12 protein-coding genes are annotated in these 20,307 nt (G+C 47.5%); 6 read left to right on the forward strand and 6 right to left on the reverse strand.

What is annotated here, in order from left to right:
* Window positions 1-106 precede the first annotated feature (106 nt).
* Together QUB63_RS04275 and tnpA are read left to right on the forward strand one after the other, a co-directional pair.
* The gene (locus QUB63_RS04275; protein WP_332943559.1) at window positions 107-763 is read left to right on the forward strand and encodes a hypothetical protein; all 657 of its coding nucleotides are present in this window, start codon (window positions 107-109) and stop codon (window positions 761-763) included.
* A 1,064-nt stretch (window positions 764-1,827) separates the two neighbouring features.
* Window positions 1,828-2,283 (forward strand): IS200/IS605 family transposase, encoded by a 456-nt coding sequence (tnpA, locus tag QUB63_RS04280; RefSeq protein WP_332943560.1) that lies wholly within the window; start codon window positions 1,828-1,830, stop codon window positions 2,281-2,283.
* Here the strand turns inward: tnpA and QUB63_RS04285 are convergent.
* Complete coding sequence (locus QUB63_RS04285) at window positions 2,278-2,610, reverse strand: hypothetical protein (protein ID WP_332943561.1); 333 nt, start codon at window positions 2,608-2,610, stop codon at window positions 2,278-2,280. The two genes, tnpA and QUB63_RS04285, sit on opposite strands and share 6 nt — an antisense overlap.
* A gap of 353 nt (window positions 2,611-2,963) precedes the next feature.
* On the opposite strand from QUB63_RS04285, the gene QUB63_RS04290 reads away from it, so the two are divergent.
* Together QUB63_RS04290 and QUB63_RS04295 are read left to right on the forward strand one after the other, a co-directional pair.
* On the forward strand, window positions 2,964-5,804 hold the full coding sequence (locus tag QUB63_RS04290; RefSeq protein ID WP_332943562.1) for an S-layer family protein: 2,841 nt from the start codon (window positions 2,964-2,966) through the stop codon (window positions 5,802-5,804).
* Window positions 5,805-6,193: 389 nt separating this feature from the next.
* A complete protein-coding gene (locus QUB63_RS04295; protein ID WP_332943563.1) occupies window positions 6,194-8,557 on the forward strand; it encodes a CHAT domain-containing protein in 2,364 nt (787 codons plus the stop codon).
* Between the two features lie 50 nt (window positions 8,558-8,607).
* Here the strand turns inward: QUB63_RS04295 and QUB63_RS04300 are convergent, their stop codons facing one another.
* The 4 genes from QUB63_RS04300 to QUB63_RS04315 form a co-directional block, all read right to left on the reverse strand.
* The gene (locus QUB63_RS04300) at window positions 8,608-9,447 is read right to left on the reverse strand and encodes a DUF928 domain-containing protein (protein ID WP_332943564.1); all 840 of its coding nucleotides are present in this window, start codon (window positions 9,445-9,447) and stop codon (window positions 8,608-8,610) included.
* Window positions 9,448-9,532: 85 nt separating this feature from the next.
* The gene (locus tag QUB63_RS04305) at window positions 9,533-11,974 is read right to left on the reverse strand and encodes a CHASE2 domain-containing protein (RefSeq protein ID WP_332943565.1); all 2,442 of its coding nucleotides are present in this window, start codon (window positions 11,972-11,974) and stop codon (window positions 9,533-9,535) included.
* 36 nt (window positions 11,975-12,010) lie between these two features.
* Window positions 12,011-12,937, reverse strand: a complete 927-nt coding sequence (locus tag QUB63_RS04310) for a DUF1822 family protein (protein ID WP_332943566.1) — start codon at window positions 12,935-12,937, stop codon at window positions 12,011-12,013.
* 30 nt (window positions 12,938-12,967) lie between these two features.
* Window positions 12,968-13,597: a hypothetical protein gene (locus QUB63_RS04315; protein ID WP_332943567.1), complete on the reverse strand. Its 630-nt coding sequence runs from the start codon at window positions 13,595-13,597 to the stop codon at window positions 12,968-12,970.
* Window positions 13,598-13,625: 28 nt separating this feature from the next.
* On the opposite strand from QUB63_RS04315, the gene QUB63_RS04320 reads away from it, so the two are divergent.
* Complete coding sequence (locus QUB63_RS04320; protein WP_332943568.1) at window positions 13,626-15,500, forward strand: CHAT domain-containing protein; 1,875 nt, start codon at window positions 13,626-13,628, stop codon at window positions 15,498-15,500.
* A 1,561-nt stretch (window positions 15,501-17,061) separates the two neighbouring features.
* Window positions 17,062-19,176 (forward strand): hypothetical protein, encoded by a 2,115-nt coding sequence (locus QUB63_RS04325; RefSeq protein ID WP_332943569.1) that lies wholly within the window; start codon window positions 17,062-17,064, stop codon window positions 19,174-19,176.
* 248 nt (window positions 19,177-19,424) lie between these two features.
* On the opposite strand, the gene QUB63_RS04330 is transcribed toward QUB63_RS04325, so the two are convergent.
* The gene (locus tag QUB63_RS04330) at window positions 19,425-20,282 is read right to left on the reverse strand and encodes an oxidoreductase (RefSeq protein ID WP_332943570.1); all 858 of its coding nucleotides are present in this window, start codon (window positions 20,280-20,282) and stop codon (window positions 19,425-19,427) included.
* Window positions 20,283-20,307 lie beyond the last annotated feature (25 nt).

Here is a 20,307-nt window from a genome sequence, read left to right on the forward strand (position 1 = left end):
CGCTAAGAAGGTTAGGAGTTGCTTGATTTATCAAACCATTAGTCTTCCTTCTTCCTTCTTCCTTCTTCCTTCACATTCACTCATTACCAACAGGGAGATAACAACAATGGCTGACGAACAAACAACTTTCAATTGGCAAATTCAGCGAACAACCTATCAAGGTTTGTACGGTCAAGAAATTCAGACAGTTCGAGGCGGTTCCATTTCCATAACCTCGGACAGCCTGCAAGAGATATCTCTGGATTTCTTGTGGGGAAGTAGAATCAGGCGCAGTTGGGGATATAACCCGATCGACCCTCCAGATATTGACATTCCGGCGGGATTGTTTCAGCAACCTCCAAGTCAGTTAAATTGGTGGCAAGTTCGCTCTCAATCAGCAGGACAAAATCCGTCGCCCGATCCGGGAATAGAATTATTACCTACTGATGGAAATACTGTTTCTAGTAGCGATGTTTTCTATCTAGCTTTGGGGGGTAATGTCGATCCGAATGTTGTGTTCCTAGATAGGATAACTAGAAGGTTTACTAGCAGCAATCCGAGTCTCGATGATGCTGTATTTGATGTAATAGTCAAACAACCTTATACAGTTTCTCAGGTGGAGACAAAGCCGGGTATAGGTGTTCCTCCGGGTAACGATCCGGGGTTTCCCAATCCACCTGAAGCTGTGCCGGAACCGAGTTTAGTTTTCAGCAGTTTGGTTTTCGGCGCTGTCAGTATTTGGATGCGGAAACAGCGGGGGAAATTGAAAGCTGGGCGCAAGTAAATCGCCGCAAATTTCATGGCCTGTGGGGGCGGGTTCGCCAACAATATTTGATCCCCGTAAATAATATTGGTAAACCCGCCCCACCACACCAATAACCTGCATGAACATTAATTTTGATCGAATCCGACTTAAATACCCCCTTTATTCTTTAGTCCGCGAAGGCGGACTTCGTTTGTCTAGAAGCGATTTCAATCGCCGAATCATAAAAAGGATGACTAACCCGGATTTGATATGAATCGCCTCTAGTCAGCTAAAATGTGATATCATATTTTTGTCTTTCATACATTAATCTGCAATGAATAAATCGCCCTTGCGCGTCCAATTTTTGGCCGCCGTTGCTTTCTCTGTTTTAACGGCTTCTCCAATATTAGCTGCGAGCACTTCCAATACAAGTTCAGCCACTAATTCTATTGTTAAGCCTGAGACATCTGTGCAATTAGCGTGGGGAAGCAGAATCAGGCGCAGTTGGGGATATAACCCGATCTAGCCTCCAGATATTGACATTTCTGCTGGATTGTTTGAGCAGCCTCCAAGTCAGTCATTAACCTGCACTGATATTTTGCATAATTCACCAGAGTCCGGCAGGGAATTAATTCCCTGCCTCATAGCAAAAGTCCTCTGAAGAGGACTGTTAAGATGTGTTTGAAAATACTGTTTTTTGCTCGATTAATAGCGACTTATATACTAACCCACAGTCCTCACAGTCCGGCAGGGAATTAATTCCCTGCCTCATAGCGAAAGTCCTCTGAAGAGGACTGTTAAGATGTGTTTGAGAATGCTGTTTTTTGCTCAATTAATAACGACTTATATACTAACCCACAGTCCTCTTTAGAGGACTTTCGCTATGAAACAGGGGTTTTCAACCCCTGTCGGACTATCGGGCTGTCGAGAGATCGAACGATCGAATTGTCGAAATGTCGGACGATCGGATTGTCGAAATGTCGGACGATCGAATTGTCTGACTGTGGTACTATGGTAAAATCGGGCGATCGTCCGATCGGCTAGTCCGGTGAATTTATGAGAAGATAATTGAAAACTCAGCTAAAAAATCAAGAAAAATATTTATGGCAATGTGGCGGCTGTACTATCATTTAGTTTGGGCAACAAAAGAGCGACATCCTTTGATATCTCCTGCAACAGAAAGAGAACTTTATTCATATATTACTGGCAAAGCGGACAGTCTCAATAGCATTGTCCACGCGATCGGGGGCACGGAAAACCACATCCATTTAATAGTTTCTATTCCTCCGACACAATCGATCGCTGAATTTGTGAAAAATATTAAAGGTAGCAGCAGCCATTATCTCAATCAAACTTTCCGAAATCCAGATAAATTTGGCTGGCAGGAAGGATATGGAGTATTTTCTTTAGGACAAAGACAGCTAGAACAAGCAGTCCCTTATGTTCTCAATCAAAAGGAACATCATTTGCAAAACACTGTAAATTCGCATTTAGAACAGATTACTCATGAGGACGATCGGCCTGCCCGATGGCATCCGAATCCACCCGAAGGTTCATAGAAAACCATCTAATAGCGACTTAAATACTAACTCGCTTGCCTCACAGTCCGGCAGGGAATTAATTCCCTGCCTCATAGCAAAAGTCCTCTGAAGAGGACTGTAAGATTTGTTGGAAAATGGTGTTTTTTGCTGGATTAATTGCGACTTAAATACTAACTCGTTTTCCTCACAGTCCGGCAGGGAATTAATTCCCTGCCTCATAGCGAAAGTCCTCTGAAGAGGACTGTAAGATTTGTTGGAAAATGGTGTTTTTTGCTGGATTAATTGCAACTTAAATACTAACTCGTTTTCCTCACAGTCCGGCAGGGAATTAATTCCCTGCCTCATAGAAAAAGTCCTCTGAAGAGGACTGTAAGATGTGTTGGTAAATGCTATTTTTGGGTCAATTAAGATCGACTTAAATACTAATCCACAGTCCTCTTTAGAGGACTTTCGCTATGAGACAGGGGTTTTCAACCCCTGTCGGACTATCGGGCTGTCGAGAGGCTGTCGAGAGATCGAACAATCGAATTGTCGAAATGTCGGACGATCGAATTGTCGAAATATCGAAATATCGGACTATCGGGCTATCGGACTATCGGGCTATCGGACTATCGGGCTATCGAGAGATCGATCGCAATATCTGGCGATCGGGCTAAAAGAATGATAAAATATTTGGGTTTTTCACATCCGAACCCACGATGAACAAATCGCCCTTCCGCGTCCAGCTTCTCACCGCCCTCGCTTTCTGCTACCTAATCGCTCCCCCAACATTAGCTCAAATAGTCCCAGATACAACTCTCCCCATCAATTCCACCGTTACCAATAGCGAAAATACGGATATTATCAACGGCGGTACTAAGGCCGGCAGCAACTTATTTCACAGTTTTAGAGAATTCTCTGTGCCCACCGGCGGTACAGCTTTTTTCAACAACTCTCTAGATGTTCAAAATATTATTACTCGCGTCACTGGCAGCTCAATTTCTAATATTGACGGCATTCTCAAAGCTAACGGGAATGCTAATTTATTCCTGCTAAACCCTAACGGGATTATTTTTGGTGAAAACGCTCGACTCAGCATCGGCGGTTCTTTTTTGGCAAGCACTGCTGACAGTTTGATATTTGCTGACGGCACGCAATTTAGCGCCAAAAATCCCCAAACAACTCCTCTATTAACCATCAGCGTGCCAATCGGTTTGCAATTGGGAACAGCTAACCCAATTGTCGTCCGAGGGCCCGGTCAAAATTTGATTCCAGATGAAGAAACAGGTGCGATAGTTCGGGAAGATAACAGCGTTGTTGGACTTGCCGTAGAAACTGGCAGAAGTTTGGTGTTAGCAGGCGGAGATATCCAACTGCAAGGCGGCAATTTGACGGCACCGGCGGGACGCATTTCGCTGCTAGCAGCGCGCAGCACAGAAGTGAGAACTCCTAACGGCGCATCTCTTCTCACTTCAGATATTTTGCCTCTGGCTGCTGCCTCCCCCGGCAATATCGAAATGTCCCAAAAAGCAACTGTCGATGCCAGCGGGACGCGGGGCGGGGACATTCAGCTTGCAGGGCGCAACATCAGATTGACGGAAGGTTCGGCAGTTTTGAGCTTGACGAGAGAAGCACAACCGGGAGGGAATCTCAATGTCACCGCTGCGGAAGCTATCGAAATCACCGGCAGTCCCGACGGTCAACCCAGCGGTTTTTTGTTGGAAACTATCGGCGAAGGTAGCGGCGGGAATTTGCAGATTGCGGCGCGCAATTTGTTGCTGCGGGATGGCGGACAGGCAACTACTTCTACATTTGGTAACGGCAGAGGAGGTAATGTGAGAGTTGATGTATCTGAATCCATAGAAGCTATCGGTACAACTCCCGATCCTGATGGCGAACCTAGTGGCTTATTTGCTCAGACGCGAAGTGCCGGTAGAGCAGGAAATTTGACCATAAATACAGGCAGGTTGCTTGTCTCTGATGGCGCTTTTGTATCAACAACTGCTTTCGGCAGGGGTAATGCCGGGAATCTTACTGTTAATGCTTCCGAATCGGTAGAAGTCATTGGAATTTACACTCCCAGCAGTCGGCTACTTGCGGGTTTGTCTTCTTCGACTGAAGGAGAGGGTGCAGGAAGCGACTTGAGGATTGATACAAAGAGATTGATTGTTCGAGATGGCGCACAGGTATTTACTAATACATCTGGCGCGGGGAAAGCAGGAAATTTGCAGGTGAATGCTTCCGAGTCAATAGTAATTAGTGGTAACAACGAACAGGGAAGTAAGATATTGACACAAGTAGAATCTATAGCAACGGGAAACGGTGGCAATTTAACTGTTGAGACCCCACAATTAATAGTTCGAGATGGCGCACAGATATCATCTTCTACCTTGGGTGCAGGTCAGGGAGGAACTGTAACGGTAACTGCCAGAGATTCGGTTGAACTAAGGGGAACTTCATCTAATGGTTTTCCTAGTGGCATAATTACTCAAGTTGATGAGGAAAATGCAACAGGAAACGGCGGCAATGTGACTGTAAACACCCGACAATTGCGGGTATTAGACGGCGCGCAAATATCGGCAGGCACTCGCGGTATTGGCAGCGGCGGAAATGTTACTGTCAATGCTAGAGAAAGTGTGGAATTGAGCGGTACTTCTGAAACTGTAGACTCTGAGACAAATCGACCCTTCACCAGCGGACTGTTTGCGCGCACTCGCGGTTCGGGCAATGCCGGGGGCGTCAATATTTTTACCGATCGCCTGACAGTACGCAACGGCGCAGAAGCAGCGGTTGATGCGCGTTTGGGAGGCGGTAACGCGGGAAATTTGGAAATTCGATCGCGCGAAATTCGGTTGCTCGATCGAGGCGTTTTAACGGCGGAAACGGCTGTGGGCGAAGGCGGCAACATCCGCATCAATGCTAGCGCGATTGGGATGCGCGATCGCAGCCGCATTTCCACAACCGCAGGAACGAGCGATGCACCGGGAAACGGCGGTAATATTACCATCAACACCGATACACTTGCCGGCGTCAGAAATAGCGACATTTCCGCTAACGCTTTTGAAGGAGCGGGCGGTAGAATTGCGATCGACGCTCAAGCTGTTTTAGGATTCCAAACACCAAGCCGACAAGATTTAGAAACTCAATTAGGAAATAATTTAACTCAATTTGACCCGCAAGATTTGCCCAGCAGCGACATTACCGCGATATCGCGCACCAACCCCAATCTCAGCGGCACCGTCGAAATCAACACACCCGATATCGATCCGAGTTCCGGTTTAATAGCCGTCCCGCAGCCGGGAGTTACCGCAATTATCCAAAACCCTTGCAATCGGGGAAACCGCAGCAGTTTTGTGAATGTCGGGCGCGGCGGTGTGCGCCCGACTCCCAGAGAAATTGTCAGCAATTCGGGCGCAAATTCGGGCGATAATTTGGAAACGGAATTAGTGGAGGCTCAAGGATGGGAGCGAGATGCTAATGGTACGATTAGGTTGGTGGCTCGATCGCGCAACGTGACACCTTACAGCAATTGGCAAACTCCGGTTAAGTGCGATCGATAGTTGACAGTTGACAGTTGACAGTTGACAGTTGTCCGAGAAGGGTTAAAAACCGCAAAGCCCGCCAGAATTATTTCGTTTGTGCGAGAGTCCCACAGGGGTTAAAAACCCCTGTCTCATAGCGAAAGTCCTCTAAAAGAGGACTGAGATTCCTTACATTTTTAGTCGGATTTCGCAGACAATTTATGTCAAATTCCACAGTCGGTTTTAACCGACTTTTGCTATGAGGCGGGGGTTTAAACCCCCGCCGGACTGTCGGACAAGCGCGTGGCCCAACGATCGTAATTCCTGTAGGGCGAGTTCACCAACCATCTTTCATGATATGATAACATAAAGGTTTTGAACTTACTTACAGTTGCATTTCTTTTAATTTCTAAATTACACCAACACCAATGAATGCAAAAAAGTGGAAAACCAGTTTAATAATAGCAGCAATAACAGCATTTTTATGTAGCTTCCAAATACCTATTTCCGCTCAAATTCCCAGAACTCCCAAAACCAACACCCAACTCACCGCCGCCCAAAATCTCCAATCAGCCGGACTTTACCGCCAAGCTTGCAATAGTTTGCTCTCAGTTTTAGAACTTACCAACTTCAACTGCCAAACCTTAATCGACAATCAACTATCTCCTACCGAAAAAGCAACTATTGAAAAATTGCCCAATACCGAAATCAGCGCATCGGGCTTGAGAACTTTAGGCGACGTGCTGCGCGTGACTGGTGCTTTGAAAACTTCGGAAATTATGTTAAACCGCAGTTTGGCAATAGCCCAAAACTTGCAGTTAAGTCAAGCTGTCAGCGCCGCTTATCTGAGTTTGGGAAATCTCCAGCGAGCGATCGGCAAACGCCAAGAAGATATCCGCAAAAATGCTAAGGTTAATTATGCCAAAGCTTTGGAATTGTACGAAAGGGCGAGCTCCCTTTCTACCCAAACCGAACAGTTGCAAGCTAAATTAAATAAACTTAGCCTGCTTGTGGAAACTCAACCCGAATCAGATATCGGGAATTTATGGCAAGAAATCAAGCCAACAGTTGACAATTTGCCCGCCACCACTGAATCCATTTATGCTCGCATCGACTTTGCGGAAAGCCTGACTTGCTTGAAAGTGCAAACAAGGGATTTGGACATCGAGAAAATCTTACTACCTTTGCCGCCCGCAGTCAAACACTGTGCTTTGCCAACCAAAAGTAAAACAGTAGCAAACCCGGAATTAATTTATGTTGCAAAACTCTTGGCATCCGCAGCAAATGATGCTACTAAATTAGGCAATTTGCGGGCAGAATCCTATGCCAAAGGCAGTCTCGGCGAATTGTATGAAATCACCGGACAAATATCGGAAGCCAAACAATTAACTACCGAAGCTTTAGGCATTGCACAGTCGCTCCAGGCGGCGGATATTGCCTATCGGTGGCAGTGGCAATTGGGCAGATTGACTGTGAAAGATGAGGGGGACAAAAAAAGTGCGATCGCAGCTTATCAAACATCAGTTCAAACCCTCCAATCTTTGCGCAAAGATTTAATTGCCGTCAATCCCGACGTGCAGTTTTCCTTCCGAGACAACGCCGAACCAGTTTACCGCGAACTCGTAGATTTACTCGTGACAAATGAGGGAAATACTGAACCAAATCAAGCAAATTTAGAACAAGCAATCCAACAAATAGACGCACTCCAGCTAGCAGAAATTGAAAACTTTTTGCGGTGCAATTTATCTCCTACTATTGCGATAAATAAAATACCCGACAAACAAGCAGCCCTAATTTATCCAATTATCTTAGAAGACAAAATAGCAATTATCTTTCAAGTGGCAGGAAAGCCGCTGACATATCGCGAAACTCGCGTACCTCGCAAAACAGTAGAAACGGCTCTGCAACGACTCCGAAACCACTTGCGCAAACCAGGGAACAACCCTCAAGTAATAGCTGAAGCCGCAAAAGTCTACCAATGGTTGATGGAACCGCTGAAACCAGAACTCGACAAAAATACTCAAATTGAAACATTAGTATTTGTACTGGATGGCGATTTGCGGAACATCCCAATGACAGTGCTTTACAATCAGAAAACCGAGCAGTATTTAGTAGAAGATAAATATGCGATCGCAATTTCGCCGCAACTCACACTTTTTGCACCTCAACCGCTACAACAAAAACTTAAAGTCTTCGTCGGCGGCATCGGCCAACCGCAAAACATTGACGGTAAAAGCTTTGAAGTTATCCAAAAATTAAAGGAAGAATTAGAAGGAATTACCAAAAAAGTACCCGCCAGTCAACCTCTGCTTGAGGCAAATTTTACCAAAGCCAATATTCAAAATCAACTCCAAACAGGCAACTTTTCAGCAGTACACTTAAAAACTCACGGCGAATTCAGTTCAGACCCCGATGAAACGTATATTGTGGCTTACCAAAAACTGCTCAAAGGTCAAGATATCGCTAGTTTAATCGAAACAGGTACAGAAGAGCGATCGAGCGATATTGAATTGCTAGTTTTGAGCGCTTGTCAAACCGCATCGGGAGACAACCGAGCAGTTTTAGGACTTGCGGGAATTGCCGTGCGTGCGGGGGCGCGCAGCACTTTGTCAACTTTGTGGGAAGCGCAGGATGCACCGAATACCGAACTGATGTTAAAGTTTTATGAGGAACTGTCGAAACCTGGAATGACTAGGGCAAAAGCGCTGCATCTCGCACAGAAGTCTCTCTTTGAGAGACATCAGGCGACGAATATTTGGGCTACATACATTTTAGTTGGCAATTGGCTCTAAATTCTGAGGACTGAAGTCCGAACGATCAAACCTGTTTGATCGTTCGGACTTTAGTCCTTATTCACCACAACAGGGCCCGCTAGCGGTTCTTGACTTAACTCTTGTTCTCCAATGAACTCTAACAATTTATTCCAGTCTCTTCTCAATTTTTCATCGGTTGGTGAAGCCAACAGCAAATTGCCCAAATGAGTCAGCGAATCGTACCAAATATCAGGTGCACCGGTGTTACTCAGGCGGTCGGTTTCAGGCGTTGCGGCTACCCTTTGCACCCATCCCTCTACAGCCAAATCTGCTCGATCATTTGTATTTTCCCGGCAGTATATTCTCACATACCAATGATAAAAGTTCCCCTCTGCCAAAGCATAGTTGCCAGATGCAGGCAAACTAATATTCACAATTCCAGGAGTTTTTGGTAGCTGAAAAGAAGTTTCGTAAATTAAAGTCTTCTCGTCTTGAGTTACCAGCACAAATTCTCCCCTTTTTATATCTTCGGCAGCATAGGGTATGTAAAACCAAAAGGTAGGATGGGCAGAAGTTGTCAAACGGTCATTTTTGTTGGGTATTAAAAGAGTCAGTACCTTACTTGTGCTTTTGCACGATTTAGACGGGTCGAGTCCTCCGCCTGGTTTAGTATTAGAATCGGGAGGTGTGTTAGGTGTTTTCGATACTTTCGATCCGGCCCCCGGTTTAGTGTTTTTGTCGGGGGGCGTGACTGGTGTTTGTATATCGGGTTTTCTCTTGGGTTTGGCGTTTTGGGCGATCGCGATTTGATGATTTTTCGCCAAATTGTTGTCTGCTAAAATAGCATAATTTGCCGAATTTGCCATCGCTGACGCAGAATCGATCGCCCAAATGAAACCCAACACTAACTTCAACTGCATTTGATACATAAAACCCCTCTTCTCTCCCAGTCGCCGTCCGGCGGACGCAAGTTTGACGCTTACGCGGTTTCAACCGCCGAGGCTTCGTTTGTGCTTATTGAGATCGATCGTACACAAACAAGATACAACCCGTGGAAACTAAAGCCAAAACCGCAGGAACCAAAGGCATCCAGCCCCCAAAAGCCAGAATTACAAGAGAACCTTGATACAGCACAAAAATCATAGCACCAAGAGCGATCGCCAACACCAAGAGCGATCGGCCGCGCCCAACCAACAGCCCGCCAGTCAAAGCCACCAGCCACACAAAAACAGCATCTCCCCACTGTATCCCTTGCCATTCGGGCAAAACCCACAATAGCGGCCTTTTATCAATCACAGCGCTGAGGATTTGACTCACCATGTGAGCGTGAATCCAAACTCCCGGCATTTTACCGTAAGGAGTATCAGAATCCTCCCTAGAAACCTCCGAAGTGTGGCCAATCAGGACAATTTTACCCTTGACTAAATCAGAGTTTATTCGGCCTTCCAATACTTCTTGCAGCGTCGCTTTAAAAGCTGGTTTCGGGTTGGCGCGGTAGTTGAGCAATACTTGACTGACTGGCGCATTTAAATTTTGATAACCTCCTGTACGAGTCGCCAATCTTTTGAATGTAACATCGCCAATTCGCCACTCTTGATTGTGAGTTATCTGTGATTTTATGCCTTGATTTTCCACAAACCGCAGAGCCAACAGCAAGCTGAAGCTTTGGGGAGCTTTACAATTATTAGTGAAATTAGAAAGATTGGGGTGATAGGAGAGAGGTTGACGGCGAATGCTGCTACCTTTTTCGTTGCGCGCTTCATCGGGCGTTAAATCGCTAAAACCAACTTGATTTGTTAATTTAGCTTGAGATAATTCCGGCGGCGGATCGTAGTTTTTATCAGTGGAACCGTAGCTGCATACAGTAATAATATTGGGCTGGGTGTCGAACAGGGAAATTAAATTTTTTCGTCCCGGCTCTCTTGGCGCATTGCGGTGCATATTCAAACCAATTGCTAAAGGTTGAAACTGCTGCAATTTGCCGATCGCCTTTGCTAAAGTAGCATCATTTTGCGGATAGCCGTACTTCTCGGCATCCTTGTCTGTCACTTCCACAACCAACAACCGATTGTCGATTAATTCCGGTTCGCGCTGGCTCATTAGTCGATCGAACGCCGCCAATTCCCAGGGTTCCATCACCCCGAAATAGCGCGCTCCCATCACAGCCCAAGTACAAGCCGCACTCGCCAATATCACCGACACCAAACCCGAAAAAACATTAACCGGCGGCTTTTCTGGGGGAGTACAAACAGCAAGAGAATCCTTCGCACTTGCAGGGGCATCGGGCTCGATCAGAAAATCGCTCCAAACCGGGGGCACAGCCGCCGGATGCTGCCAAATTACAGGCAACCAACTAGCACAAGGAAACTCATTTTCCAAACCCTCCAACCGATGCCGCGCTTCCCTCGCTGCCGCATACAAAGGCTTGCCATCCACAAACTCTGTCAGAAAATACTTTAAAAATTCTTGAGCTACAAAATCCGGCACCAAGTCCCGCATTAAAATCATTTGCGGAATCATCTGAAAATCATCTAATTTCGTAGCCAAACCCAACCCGTCGCAGCAGTTAAAAATTGCCAGTTGCAAGCCCTTTTTTACCGCTTTTCTCAAACCAACCCACATCTCATCAATTGTTAAACTATCATGGGGATTGATATAAATTTTCCCCGTATCGCCTTCTGTTTTGCCGTGTCCAGCAAAAAATATGATATCCCAAGATTCTTCCCAAAGTTCGTCATTAATTTGCTGGCGTTGTGGTTCTACTAAAAATGTTACGTCAGCATTTGATAAATTAGCCAGGATTTCCTTGTCTGCTTCTACATTAATCCCCTGACTGTCCCCCAGAATTGCTAAAATTTTTACCTTGGGTTTGCGTACTGGTTTCTGCAAAAACTCGGGTTTGGCAAAGTTGAATTGACTCAGCGAAGGTTCAGCTTTAGGAAAACTTTCAAACAAATCCCACAGATGCCAAGGCAGAGCGTGCGAGTGCTTATCTTCGGTACGAATTAATACCCTAATATCTTCGTCAACATTTAACCTTTCTCTCAGCCGCGTGTCAATTTTCCGAAACTCTTCAGACTTCAGCCAAGCATTCATGGCGATCCTGACTTTTTCGGCAGATTCCTTACATTTCTTAGACCAACTTCTGGTGTTTGTTTCGATCAGCTTAACTCGCCAAGCTGAATCCGAGGCTGTCGGTTGTGGTTCGGTTTCCGACTGCAATAGCGAGTGTAGCGAATCAAAAACTCCTTCCTGTCTGTGCCGCGCTGACTTTGCTAAAGAGCGATATTCTTGATGCCAGTGCTGTTCTATCAAAGCTGCTAGAGCCGAATTTGCTGGCAAGTTTTTGGTAATTTCTTCCCAAGAAACAGCGCCATCCTCTCTCATTGCTAAAGTAGCTCGAAAACCTGTGTTTTCTAAATTTCCGTCCAGCCTGATCTCGACTAACTTGCCCACAGTTTACACCCCCTATTAATGGTTGATATTTGACGGTTAGGCTACAAAAACTTCAGTCTGGCTGAAATCGCCATAAACCACTTTTACGCTAAAAGTTTCTCCATGTTCCGCACTCAACTTAAACAGCAAACTGTCGCTTTTACTGGCTCTAGCTTGTACGAGAGTTTTGTCTCGATCGTCCAGCACCATCAATTCCACATCTTCCGGCAAGTCGGTTTGAAGGGTCGTTGGAACAAGCTCTACCGAAATATCGATATCTTCCTCGTCCGTTGGCATCAATTCCACCGCCAAAGCCACCTTTTCTCCCTGTTGTAAGTCCACAATTTTCCAGCGTTTGACCGGGAAATGCGCATCTCGATCGCTCCTAAATTCTAAGGTTTTAGAACTTCGGAAACTAGCCTGCCACCTCGGTTGAGCTGCGAACAGCGTTTCCGCAGTCTGCCAGCCGATATCGAAGACATTGTGCAACCACTGACTGAGTTTTACTGGCTTGGGTTCGTGCAGGTATTCTAGCAGGTTTTCGATCGATTCCAACTCGCTCAGTGCAACTTTTTCTCGATCGCCATTTTTGACAAATCCCAGAAACTTTGCCTCTTTTTGCGATTGGGCGATCTCCACGGCAATGTAACCGATTCTGTCCGATCGCACATCTGCCGGAATCGAGACAAAATCTTCACCCGGGCCTACCCAGCGGCACTCCAATTTCCCAATATCTTTGACATCCAAATCCGCAACATCCATGAATTTCTGGACTACAGGATTCCAAATATCGCTGGCGGCCAAATCAGTCTCTATTTCCAAGCACTGAAAGTAAAAATCGACTGCGTGGACTGCCAATGTATTCATGTAAACCTGTTTGGCTTTGGCGGGTTCGGTTTGTTGCTGGGAGAGGCTTTGAGCGCTCCGGTGGGCTGTTCTGCCGATCGGCATTGTCAAAACAAAATCAACTTCTGTGTTATTCATGATTCATCTCTGCTTTTGGTACTTAATGTTCTACAAGTATTCTTTGAATCTGGGCATGAATTGCGGCAGACACCTCCGATAAAAACTGGTCAAAGTCGGAAGCTTCACTCCGAACTCTTCAGATAATTGCTGCCAGCTCATACCGTCTCCTCTCTTCAAAAGTAACATTTGAAAATTGATTTGTGGGTGTCTTCTCATCACTTCGCTTTTCAAAGCACCGTCCGGATCTGCTTCAATCATCTCCCTGAGAGCTGTTCCGGCTTCATAAGAGTCAGTTTCCCAAGATTCTTTCAATTTCCTCTTCATCTCTGCGTATACATCCCTGTCGTTCCGACCTAAAATCTTAGGAATAGCTTCATTAAAACAGCGCTTATTCATCAGGAAGTTAACCCACTGTCTGACTTTGCCTTTGCTGGGGTTATAGGTGTCAATTTTGGTGAATATACACAGCATTAAATCCTGTTTTGCCTCAGCATAAATTTCCTCGTAAATCTCGCGAGTAAAGTCATTCAGTCGCGGCAAACCAACTATGCGGAACCCCTCGATTTGTGTAACTAGCTCGGTCAAGACTTTTCGCCTCTCTACAATGTTATGTTTGTGCTGTTGAGCTGCGATCGCCAGTCTCTCTAATTTCTCGTCAATTTCATCGTTTGTGGACATCTTTGAAACCCAAGTTTACTGAGAAAAATTGCCTCAGACTGCTGTTGCAGCCGGAGTTAAGTCAATTGTGTTGTTCGATCGCGCCCGCCCGGTGCTGCTGTCAAAGCCGCCTCCCGTGCATTGCCTTCTGTTTGTCTATCTCTGGCAGTCCCCGATTTTTATGCAAAACTTCTGCATAATTTACAAAACTTTACATAAAGCGCGAATTTCTTGGCGCGGGGGCTGGAGTTGGTTGTGGCGCACTCTACGTCAGGCTCAGGCGGTGCTTGCGGCGCACCCGGAGGGCGATGTTTGGCGTTTGTGTTCGGGGTTCGGCGGTGCGCGCGGAACACCCGGAGAGCGATGTTTGGCATTTATTGTGAATGCTATAATCGGGCTCGCCAGCACAGTTAAATATTCGCACAAAGCGAAGTCAGCAAGTGAGCGGGACGCTCGCACTCGGAAAAAATGCTTTTTACTGCGCCGTCAACGCCCCAAAACCATGCACCACCAATCCCAGCAGCACCGCCAAAAACACGCGACTCAGAAAAAACTTAAAACAGCTATCTTTTACTGTTTGACAGCAATATTTTTTTGCTGGAGCACCGCAAACCTCCCTACAATTGCCCAAAAAACAGACCCGGGCGGACTTAACGGGCAAGAAATGAGAAATTTGCTCGATCGCGGAAACCTCACCGAAGCCGTAGCCAGAATCGAACAAGACTGGGAAGAAGACTATCAAAAATACTTTGAACAAGACTTTGCAGCCCGCGAGAAAACCGCCGAAGCCATATCAAAAACTCTCTCCCGCCTAGCAGCTCAAACCAAGAAAAAACCAGCTTTAATTTACGCCATCCCGCGCACAGACCAATTAGAATTAATCTTAATATTGCCCGATCGCCCGCCAGTTAACCGCAGCGTCCCCGAAGCCAAACAACAGACACTGCTGTCATCCGTCAAAGAATTCAGCAGCGAAATCACCAACCCCGTCAAACTCAACACCACCAGCTATCTAGAACCAGCCCAAAAACTTTATCAATGGATAATTGCACCCCTAGAAACAGATTTGCAAGCAGCAAAAATTGAAACCTTGCTGTTCTGCGTCGGCGAAGGTTTGCGAACCGTACCTCTAGCAGCAATGCACGACGGAAAGCAATATCTGATCCAAAAATACAGCCTCGCCCGCATCCCCGCCTTCAAGCTCACAGACAGCAATTACGCCGACCTCAAAAACTCCCAAGTCTTAGCAATGGGAGCATCAAATTTCTCACCAACGGCGAACAAACAACCGCTACCGGCAGTGCCGTTAGAATTAAGTGCGATCGCCCGACAGTGGCCAGGTCAATCCTTTGTCAACGAAGATTTTACTATCGTAAACTTGCAATCGCAGCGCTTGCAACAAAGATACCGCATCATCCACCTCGCGACTCACGCGGAATTCCGCCCGGGAACCCCAAATAATTCCTACATTCAATTTTGGGATACCCAACTGGGCCTCGATCAAATGAGAGATTTGAAATGGAACAATCCGCCGCTGGAACTGTTAGTATTGAGCGCCTGCAGAACCGCCTTGGGAGACAAAGAAGCAGAACTGGGATTTGCCGGTTTAGCGCTGCAATCCGGAGCAAAATCTGCCCTCGCCAGCTTGTGGTATGTCAGCGATGCGGGCACTCTGGCGCTGATGACAGAGTTTTACCAGCAGTTGAAAGTCAGCAAACCGAAAGATCCTCCTATCATTAAAGCTGAAGCTCTCAGGCAAGCACAAATTGGTGCGATCGAAGGTAAAGTCACCATAGAAAACGGTCAACTGCGGAGTTCTAGGGGCGAAACTTCTTTACCTCCGTCTATCCCGAAACTCGACAGCAAAGATTTATCCCATCCTTATTATTGGGCCGCTTTTAGCATTATCGGCAGTCCTTGGTAGGTGGGGGAAAGAAACAGGCTTTTCGGCCTGTTCCACAATCGGAAATCTGTAGGGAAACGGCATTGCCGATTGGTGTCAACTTAACGCTAAAGTCCTTGATAAATCTCACTTTTAGCGGAGTCTAGATCCCCCTAAATCCCCCTTAAGAAGGGGAGTAGGGGTCGACTTTGAGAATGCTCTTGTTCCCCCCTTAAGAAGGGGGGTTAGGGGGGATCGGGGCCTAATAGTCAAACAGTAGACCGGTACTAAGTTCGCAGCTCAAGTTGACACTAATAGACATTACCGTGTCCGGCGCGGGACTCTACGGATCGACAGCTTATCACCTCGGAGGCCCGCCCCATTTCTAGGCTTTGCGGGACGATCGGCGAATGAGTACACTAATAACTTGTCCCGGCTTGGGGCCTCGCTGCGGCGGACTCTAATCCCCGACGGCTGCAAATCCCAACCGATACAAGGTGTGGATGGTTTCTGACACGGCGGCGGGGGAACCGACAACGGTTATCTGCAGATTTCTTGTTCGGATACTGCACAGCCGTCATTTGGACGCTCGGACAAGTTATCATCGTCAGGCAAAAATTCCTGTGACATAATATGGTCTCCTAGTTTTTGGTTTTTCTTGCGAGGAAAACCCAAAAACCCAGCCGCCCCGCACAGTAACGCAAAGCAGGGCGGCTACAGAGAATGTTATTCTCAATTAGCCTCCATACTGGTGTACTCAGTTTGGCGGTAGCTGTCCATTGCTGCTGGTAACAGCTTTGGGCAGCGCAACTAGATTTTCGGGCCACGCTGGCTGCTTCCTCGAAGAGCAAAGCAACCTTAATTTCACAGCGTAGCGGCTTGTGGGGCCGCCGTCAATGGATTTTAGATTTTAGATTTTAGATTTTAGATTCAAGAATTGTTCTGTTTGGTAAGTCGATCGCTCTTGGATGGCGATAATTGTACGCAACGATATAGCAACCGCCACTACCGGTATTGAGATAAATATATAGAATCAATATATGCTAAGACCCTTTAGCATAAACAGTTTGATGCTCGTACTATGTAACTGTCAACCCCTCGGCTTCGCGGGCGGGCAAGCTGTCAGCCGTCCCAGGTCAACTCTCAGCGGTCAGCGGTCAACTGTCAACTGTCAACTGTCAACTGTCAACTGTCAACTGTCATTTGATGCTCGTACTATGTAACTGTCAACCCCTCGGCTTCGCGGGCGGGCAAGCTGTCAGCCGTCCCAGGTCAACTCTCAGCGGTCAGCGGTCAACTGTCAACTGTCAACTGTCAACTGTCAACTGTCAACTGTCATTTGATGCTCGTACTATGTAACTGTCAACCCCTCGGCTTCGCGGGCGGGCAAGCTGTCAGCGGTCCCAGGTCAACTCTCAGCGGTCAGCGGTCAACTCTCAGCGGTCAGCGGTCAACTGTCAACTGTCAACTGTCAATCGAGCCTCTTGACCGAGACAACTGATAGGCTATAAAACATAAAGTAATTCAATATCTGTAGCTGTCGCTCAACAAACCACCACCAACCTGTGACGAATCAAGCGGGAGCATTTAAGGGGAAACAAACATGAAAAAATTAGAATTTTTGCTACAGAAAGAAGGCGATCGCGCCTGGTTGCCCCTAGAAACCCCCGACGTGGAAATTCTAGAAGGCAAATACCGCGTCGTTGCTCGCATCCAGCACCCCAACACCGACATCGAAATTCGCATCACCCATACATCCTTCGACGGATCGGTCCCGCAGCGGAAAATCCAAAGCCGATCGGCCCGCACCAACCCCGAAGGATTAGTCGTGATCATTCCCTACACCCGTCTTAAGCCCGGAATCTGGGAACTCTCCTGCTTGCCAGATCCCAAATCAACACCAGCAAAACCTTGGCAGTACGGCGTTCAGTTGGAAGTATTGCCCGCAGAATCGGAAACCTCCGAACCCCTACCGCCGATCGACCCCTCGGAAGCCGCAACCTCATCCTCAGACTCAAAAAACGCAACACCAGTCGATCGCGCGGCGCCACAAATCGCGGCCCCAGTCGATCGGCCCGCACCACCCCAACCCCCAGCAGCCCAACCAGCACCGCAGCCGACCAAAATCTACCAATTCCCCCTTCCCCAAACGCCTCAGCCGCCCAAAGCCCCAGTAAAACTCGAACTCGAACTCGTGCTCGATCGAGAAACCTTCGTCACCCAACTCGGCCGCCCCTTAATCATTTCCGGCAAAATCGACATTCCCCAACCGCCCCAAACAACCAGAAAAACAGCACCTCCCATCCCCGAATCCCAAACTCTAGAACTCCAAAAACTCATCGGTTCAGCACAACTGCAAATTTACCTGCGCGATCCCCAAACCTCAAAAATACTCGCCCAAATCCAGCAGCCGATGCCAGAACAAGCTCCCCCCTGCATCTTTGCCTGCGTCACCTACATCCCAAAGGAGTGCAAAAGCCGCCTAATTCTAGGAGAAGCAATACTCAGCAGCGGCGGCGTTACCCTAGCCACCAAACTATTCACAATTACAGCGCGTTTAGAACATTTGCTAGAAGCAATTAAAGAAAATTTCATCGAAGAAAAGCATCAAGCCGAACCATCGCAAGCAGCAGCAAAACCGCCTCGGAGCGCCACAAATCTATCCTTTTTCAAGCTAGTAGAAAAATCCTTAGAGCCTCCATCCCCCGCCGAATCCCCAACCAACCAATCCGCAACCAACGAATCCCTACCGCCTCAACTGAGTTCCCGCCCGACTCCAAGTGCCGGCGGTCTAGAATTGCCGGCATTCGGTAACAAACTGCCCGACAGCAGCCGATCGCAATTGCTCTCTGAAATTTCCAATTCCCCTAAAACTCCCGCAGGGGCGATCGACCAACCAACCAAACCCTCAGACATCCCAACAGCCCCTCAAACGGCCGAAGTTCTGGCGATCGACCAAAAACCCGAAAACACCCCCGAACCAGAAACAACAGCCCCAGAAACTCCGCCAGCACCCTCAAAAGAGGCATTTCAAACCTTAAAAGTCCAAAATAGATTTTGGTCGCGGCTGAGTTCCCTAGCCAGCACCGGCGAATCGCCCGAATGGCTCAAAGCAACCGCCCTGTCGCCAACACCAAAAGCCGCGCCAAATAGCAGCGACGCCATAGCCGTCGTGGAAGAAAGCAGTCCAACCCAGCAGCAACCCGCAACCAGCGAAACCATTTCCGAACCCCAACCAACCGGCCCGGAAGCGAGAGAATTTGTGGTTTTTGACGAACCCCCGCAGCCGAAACAAGTTGCTCAAAAAACCGCAACTGTCGCAGCAGAAGCAACTCCCCCGACTCCCTACGTTTTGCCAGAAGACGAGTTAGTACCGATGCCCATCCTGGAATTGCCGCGCGCCGAAATCCTCGCGGGCCAGGCTGTAACAGTGAAAGTCCAACTACCGGAATTAATGCCCCGGATTTATGTAAAAGTTTGGGTGTTCGATCGGCAAACCTACCTGATTCTCGACGGGCCGCGCTGGATTACCGAATTTACAGCTACCGGCTTGGGAAATATGCGAGCAAGTATCGAGTTAGAGATTCCCTACGGCTGCATGGAAGTCGAATTTGAGGCGATCGCCGTGGAAATGCAAACTCAGCGGGAAAGTCACAAAGTCAGCGTTCACCGCCAAGTTTTACCCCCAGCCGGGCCAACTTTGCCCCTGGATGAGTGAGTTGAAATCAATGCCAAAATTCTGTAAAGGTTTGTAGTGAGGGCTTTAGCCCGGATCAGAGGACTTGCATTCCGAACGATCGAACCAATTTTATTGTCGTCGATTGAGCGGACATCATATAGCAGTGGACAGTTGACAGTGGACAGTTAACAGTTGCACAGTACGGGAATCAAACCATTTATGCTCTTCGGGTATCGGCTCTATTCATGAGGTTATTTATGTCGTCACGCCATGTGGCGGTTGCTATATTAGCCCCCAATCTGTCCAACCTCAACGCCGTCGAAAGCTGTGTCTTCACCAACTTTGCGCCATGCGGTAAAATCTTCCTCCATAGCGGTGCGTTTTTTCTCCCACAGCCCAAAAGCGTCCGCGCCCAGCATCAACCGCAGTGGTGGCTCATCAGCTTCGACAGCTTCAATCATTGCAAGTGCGGCTTTGTGGGGGTCCCCCGGCTGTTTGCCGTCATTGCCGTAAAGATACTGCTGAATCGGCTCGATAACAGGCTTGTAATCGTCGATCGTGTTTTCGGGACGCATATTTGATGCACCTGCAAACTCAGTGCGAAACGCTCCGGGCCGGGCGATCGTCAGTTTAATCCCCAGCGGTTTTACTTCATCGCGCAATGCTTCGCTCAAGCCCTCAACCGCAAACTTCGTCGCACAATAAAGCGCAAAACCACCGATGCTTGCCAACCCGCCGATCGACGTTAGATTGAGAATATGTCCGCTTTTTTGCTTTCTCATTGCAGGCAAAATCTCGCGTGTCATCTCAACAACACCAAAAAAGTTGACTTCAAACTGCTGGCGAATTTGCTCGGAAGAAAATTCTTCCAATGCTCCCAAACTTCCTTGTCCCGCGATGTTTGCCAACACATCTACACGCCCGAATTTTTCGATCGCACTTTTCACAGCTTGTCGGCGATCGTTCTCATTTGTGACATCAAGTTTGAGTGCGATCGCATTATCTTTGTATTGTGCAGCTAACTCGGAGAGTCCAGCGAGCCTTCGCGCCGCCAAAACAGCTTTGTCGCCCCGAGTCAAAACAGCTTCGGCTAACGCTCGTCCAAAACCGCTCGAAGCTCCGGTAATCATATAAATCTTGCTCATCGCAAATTTTGGGTCTGAAACCCCG

This window comes from Microcoleus sp. ARI1-B5, from assembly GCF_036705795.1.
Taxonomy (GTDB): domain Bacteria; phylum Cyanobacteriota; class Cyanobacteriia; order Cyanobacteriales; family Microcoleaceae; genus Microcoleus.

What these genes read in the sequence shown, in the direction of transcription:
- QUB63_RS04275 (WP_332943559.1), top strand. Translation starts at nt 107, where the DNA reads ATGGCTGACGAACAAACAACTTTCAATTGGCAAATTCAGCGAACAACC.
- QUB63_RS04300 (WP_332943564.1), bottom strand. Translation starts at nt 9,447, where the DNA reads ATGTATCAAATGCAGTTGAAGTTAGTGTTGGGTTTCATTTGGGCGATC.
- QUB63_RS04325 (WP_332943569.1), top strand. Translation starts at nt 17,062, where the DNA reads ATGAAAAAATTAGAATTTTTGCTACAGAAAGAAGGCGATCGCGCCTGG.
- QUB63_RS04310 (WP_332943566.1), bottom strand. Translation starts at nt 12,937, where the DNA reads ATGAATAACACAGAAGTTGATTTTGTTTTGACAATGCCGATCGGCAGA.
- QUB63_RS04295 (WP_332943563.1), top strand. Translation starts at nt 6,194, where the DNA reads ATGAATGCAAAAAAGTGGAAAACCAGTTTAATAATAGCAGCAATAACA.
- QUB63_RS04285 (WP_332943561.1), bottom strand. Translation starts at nt 2,610, where the DNA reads ATGAGGCAGGGAATTAATTCCCTGCCGGACTGTGAGGAAAACGAGTTA.
- QUB63_RS04290 (WP_332943562.1), top strand. Translation starts at nt 2,964, where the DNA reads ATGAACAAATCGCCCTTCCGCGTCCAGCTTCTCACCGCCCTCGCTTTC.
- QUB63_RS04330 (WP_332943570.1), bottom strand. Translation starts at nt 20,282, where the DNA reads ATGAGCAAGATTTATATGATTACCGGAGCTTCGAGCGGTTTTGGACGA.
- QUB63_RS04315 (WP_332943567.1), bottom strand. Translation starts at nt 13,597, where the DNA reads ATGTCCACAAACGATGAAATTGACGAGAAATTAGAGAGACTGGCGATC.
- tnpA (WP_332943560.1), top strand. Translation starts at nt 1,828, where the DNA reads ATGGCAATGTGGCGGCTGTACTATCATTTAGTTTGGGCAACAAAAGAG.